Origin of the sequence: Methylorubrum podarium, from assembly GCF_022179745.1 — a bacterium.
GTDB lineage: Bacteria > Pseudomonadota > Alphaproteobacteria > Rhizobiales > Beijerinckiaceae > Methylobacterium > Methylobacterium podarium.
In genome coordinates, this window is record NZ_BPRD01000584.1 from 1 (window position 1) to 3,592 (window position 3,592).

Genomic DNA, 3,592 nt, shown 5'->3' on the forward strand with positions numbered 1-3,592 from the left:
CAATCTCGGCGAGTACCACGTGCCGGTCCATGCCGACATCCACGACATCGACGTGATCTTCGTGGACGAGGAGGACAAGGCGAACCCCCTCGGCGTGAAGGGTGTCGGCGAGATCGGCGTCGTCGGCGTGGCCGCGGCGATCGCCAACGCGGTCTACCACGCCACCGGCAAGCGCATCCGCCACCTGCCGATCACGCCCGACAAGGTTTTGGGCGACGACTGAGACGACATCCGCGGGATGGTTTCGGTCTCTCCTTCGTCTTTGCGAGGCGAAGCCGAAGCAATCCAGGGCGCGCCTTGTCCGGAGATGGCGTGCCCTGGATCGCCACGGCTCCGCCTCGCGATGACGGGTGGGGCAAAACCCGAGGTGATCAACCGGACATCGTATGAGCTCGCCATCACCTTAGAGCAGAGACCCCGTCGGCCCGGTGCCGGCGGGGTCTTCTTCTGGATCGAGCCGGGTCCGAACGCTCGTGGCAGGATCGGCGGCCACGGCGCTGTCCGGGTGAGGCGCGCCGCCGTTCGATGCGCTAGAACCTGCGCGCCCCCAGCAGACCGGTCCGCTCGGCCCGGCGCCCCACCACGAGCCCCCGCCTTGAACACGCTCCTCGTCTTCCTCGGTGCCGGCCTCGGCGGCGTGTTGCGCCACGGGGTCAATCACTGGGCCGTGCGGCTCGGCTCGAGCTTTCCGTGGGGCACGCTCGGCATCAACGTCGCCGGCTCCGTGCTGATGGGGATCGTCACCGGCTGGCTCGCCGCCCGCGGCGGGTCGCCCCAGGCGCGGCTGTTCGTGGCCACCGGGATTCTCGGCGGCTTCACCACCTTCTCGACCTTCTCCCTCGAAGCCGTCACCCTGATGGAGCGCGGCGACGGGCTGGCGGCGCTCGCCTACGTGCTCGTCTCGGTGCTCGCGGGCATCGGCGGGCTGGCCCTGGCGCTGATCGTGATGCGCCACGCCCTGTGAGGGAGATTGTCTTGGGCGATTGGCTCCTGTCCTGGCGGTTCTGGGCCCTGCTGTCGGCCGGATTCGCCGCCGCCACCGCGATCCTCGCCAAGCTCGGGATCGACGGCGTGCCGCCGGACGTGGCGACCTTCATCCGGACCGTGGTGATCCTGATGCTGACGGGTGCCATCGTCGCCGCCGCGGGGCAGATGCCGGACCTCGCCCGCGTGTCCGGCAGAAATCTCGTCTTCCTCGTCCTGTCTGGGCTCGCCACCGGGGCGTCCTGGCTCTGCTACTTCCGGGCGCTGGCGCTGGGCGATGCCGGCCGCGTCGCGCCGCTCGACAAGCTGAGCGTCGTGCTGGTGGCGGTGTTCGGCGTCGTCTTCCTCGGCGAGCGCCTCGCGCCCCATCACTGGCTCGGCGTCGGGCTGATCGCGACCGGCGCCGGGCTGCTGGCATGGCGGGCCTGATGCGCGCCCTCGTGACGGCCCTCGCCCTCGCCGCGTCCCAGCCTGCCGAGGCCGGCCCCTTCGTCGATGCGGCCGGAATCGTGCCGGGCCTCGTCCTCGACATGCGCTATGCCGGGTCCGACAACTTCATCGGCCGGCCGATCGCCGGCTACGAGGCGCCGCGCTGCCTGCTGACGCCGCAGGCGGCTCGCGCGCTGGCGGCGGTCCAGTCCTCGCTCGCGCCGGAGGGGCTCGGTCTCAAGGTGTTCGACTGCTACCGCCCGCGCCGGGCGGTGGCCGACTTCGCCGCCTGGGCGCGCGACCCGGCCGACACGCGGATGAAAGCCGCCTACTACCCGCGGACCGACAAGGCGGACCTGTTTCGCCTCGGCTACATCGCCGAGCGCTCGTCGCATTCCCGCGGCTCGACTGTGGACCTGACGCTGGTGCGCCGCGCCGACGGCGCCGAACTCGACATGGGCACGCCCTTCGACCTGTTCGACGAAGCCTCGGCGACGGACTTTTCCGGCCTCACCCCGGCCCAGGCCCGCAACCGCCGTCGCCTGCGCGACGCGATGATTCGCGCCGGCTTCGTCCCCTACGCGCAGGAATGGTGGCACTTCACCCTCAAGGGTGAGCCGTTCCCCGACACCGCCTTCGACCAGCCGGTCCGCTGATCGGCGGCGCCCGGCCGGCCCAAGCCGAGACGCGGCAGAGTCTTTTCCGAACAGATCGAATTGTTCTAAATCGACATTGCAACGGATCAAAACAGCAATTCTTTGAAGCATTTCCAATGTTTTGAAGATCTCTTGCGCGCTCTCTACAGTTATGGCCATGATCAATCCATGGCGCACATTTTCATATTCCCGAACGCTTCGCACGGTAGCCCGTGGCCCTCTCGGGCCGATACGCTGCCCCCCGCGCGCGACAGTGCCGGCGGCCTGACCGCCTGGCTCGCGAGTCTCGACGGCCTGCTCGAATCGTTACGGCTCGCGTGGTGGGACGGCTCCTCCCTCGGCCTGAGCCGGGGCGGGCTCGAATCGCTCCTCGGGCTGGAGCCCGGCGATGCGACACCGCCGCGGCTGGTGCCGGTCGAAGCCCGCGCGCGGGTTCGGGCGGAGGTGCGGGCATGAGCGCCGGTCTCGTCACGGCTCCGCCCGGCGCGGTGGAGCGGAACGCGCAGGGGACGCTGGAGCGCGCCCTCACGGTCGCGTTCTGGCAGGCGCTGCAGCGGGAGCCGATGCACGTTATGGCGGCACTGGAGGCGGCCGCGCGCACCGTCGGCACGCTCTACCGGCAGGTGGCCGCCGCGCACGGCCCCGACGGGCACTGCACCTGCGGCTGGGAGCCCGATCCGGAGGCCGACCTCATCGTTCTGGAAGCGATGCTGGCCGCCGCCCTCTCCCACCCCGCCCGGCACGACCTCGCCGACATGGTGCCTGCCGGACGGGCCTGAGCCGCGCTGCCGGGATCAGATGATCCTGTGACGGATCGGGGCGGCGGTCCGTTCGATCTGCCCCGGACGCCACCGACTCTACCGCGTCATCTCAAGACTTCTTCCGGCTGATCAATCCGGTCGTGACGGTATGTCCCCCTCTCCCCGCCTGCGGGGAGAGGGCCGCGTCTCCCCCTCGTCGGGGAGCGCGGCGGGGCGGCAGCCGACGGTGAGGGGGCGGTGCCGGAGGAGCCTCCTCCGGAAGCACCCCCTCACCGCCGCTCCGGCTTCGCCTCCGCTTCCCGCAGTCACGACAAGGTGCCTGCGGGCCTCTCCCCGCCCGGCGGGGAGAGGGGGATCGGCCGCCAACCGAGCGGATAAGCCGGAAATTGTTTCAGACAATCCGGCAGCCACCGGTCGGCACGATGCCCTAGGACTGCGCCACCGCGTCCGAGCCGGCCGGCCCCAGCAGGGCCTCCTCCTCGTCGTCGGCCTCGCCGTCGAGTTCGTGGTCGGCGTCCTCGTGGCCGGTCACGCCGGCGGCTTCCGCGAGGTTGCGGGCGACGCGGCGCAGGAGCTTGCGCAGGCGGCGGCGCTCCTTGTTGTCGAAGTCGTCGAGCAGTTCGGCCTCGACCTCGTCCCAGATCCGCTCGATCGCGGCGGCCTTGGCCATTCCGGTCTCGGTCAGGCGCACGCGCACGATGCGCCCGTCGCCGGCCTCGGCCCGGCGCTCGACGAAGCCGAGGGCGGCGACGGGCGCATCGT

General features: G+C 70.9%; 7 protein-coding genes. 6 read left to right on the top strand and 1 reads right to left on the bottom strand.

Annotation, left to right across the window (positions count from 1 at the left end; all coding sequences use genetic code 11):
- The 6 genes from MFF42_RS23990 to MFF42_RS24015 all read left to right on the top strand — a co-directional run.
- Positions 1-223 (top strand): hypothetical protein (locus tag MFF42_RS23990; RefSeq protein WP_238258338.1); only part of this gene is annotated, 223 nt, incomplete at its 5' end.
- 372 nt (positions 224-595) lie between these two features.
- Positions 596-964, top strand: coding sequence for a fluoride efflux transporter CrcB (gene crcB, locus MFF42_RS23995; RefSeq protein WP_238258340.1), 369 nt, complete (start codon positions 596-598; stop codon positions 962-964).
- A gap of 11 nt (positions 965-975) precedes the next feature.
- Complete coding sequence (locus MFF42_RS24000; protein WP_238258342.1) at positions 976-1,413, top strand: EamA family transporter; 438 nt, start codon at positions 976-978, stop codon at positions 1,411-1,413.
- Positions 1,413-2,069, top strand: coding sequence for a M15 family metallopeptidase (locus tag MFF42_RS24005; RefSeq protein WP_238258348.1), 657 nt, complete (start codon positions 1,413-1,415; stop codon positions 2,067-2,069). The genes MFF42_RS24000 and MFF42_RS24005 overlap by 1 nt, the downstream gene beginning before the upstream one ends.
- 168 nt (positions 2,070-2,237) lie before the next feature.
- Positions 2,238-2,525: a hypothetical protein gene (locus MFF42_RS24010; protein WP_238258344.1), complete on the top strand. Its 288-nt coding sequence runs from the start codon at positions 2,238-2,240 to the stop codon at positions 2,523-2,525.
- Complete coding sequence (locus MFF42_RS24015) at positions 2,522-2,848, top strand: hypothetical protein (protein WP_238258346.1); 327 nt, start codon at positions 2,522-2,524, stop codon at positions 2,846-2,848. Before MFF42_RS24010 ends, MFF42_RS24015 begins: the two co-directional genes overlap by 4 nt.
- Positions 2,849-3,257: 409 nt before the next feature.
- Here MFF42_RS24015 and MFF42_RS24020 read toward each other — a convergent pair.
- Positions 3,258-3,592: MarR family winged helix-turn-helix transcriptional regulator (locus MFF42_RS24020; RefSeq protein WP_373875220.1), on the bottom strand; the 335-nt coding region annotated here is incomplete at its 5' end.